Consider the following 513-nt stretch of genomic DNA (forward strand, 5'->3'; position numbering starts at 1 on the left):
CATTGGTGATTCGTCTAAAAACACAAATTTGTGTCATTAGAAATCCGCGTCGCGGATCTTATGGTCAACCCCATCTGTCCCGTACTGTCGACATCGAAACTGCCAAATCTCTGGCAATGATGGTGAACAACGAGGCGGGTGATGCAGCTAGGTGGTATTTCATCACCATCGAGAAATGTTTGCGGCTGATGATGGGATACAACATGCTCCGGGTTGATATTCACCAACGCGACGAGGACTACAAACAGATGTGCCTGGCTAATGGAGATAGTGAGCAAAAAGCGGAGGGTAAAATGATTGAACTCCGTGGCATGGTTATGGCCTATTGTGGTGCTCGTAATCTGCTGTCCACTGACACACGAGTCTATGGTGACAGCCACGTTCTAATTTCACAGCTCCGTAAACTGCACCCGTTTGACAGAGTTTATCAGATTCTGGGAATGCACTATGAGGAGTGGTGGCAGATGCACAAACGAAAATCGGATCGGGAGGCGTAAAACATGAAATACGATT

At 47.2% G+C, this 513-nt stretch carries 1 protein-coding gene; it reads left to right on the forward strand.

The genetic code is table 11. From position 1 onward, the window contains the following. The coding region (locus N1032_RS27990) for a hypothetical protein (RefSeq protein ID WP_259544015.1) at nucleotides 1–497 on the forward strand (497 nt) is incomplete at its 5' end. Between the last annotated feature and the right edge of the window lie 16 nt (nucleotides 498–513).

It is taken from the genome of Herbiconiux daphne, assembly GCF_024979295.1.
GTDB classification, from domain to species: Bacteria; Actinomycetota; Actinomycetes; order Actinomycetales; family Microbacteriaceae; genus Herbiconiux; species Herbiconiux daphnes.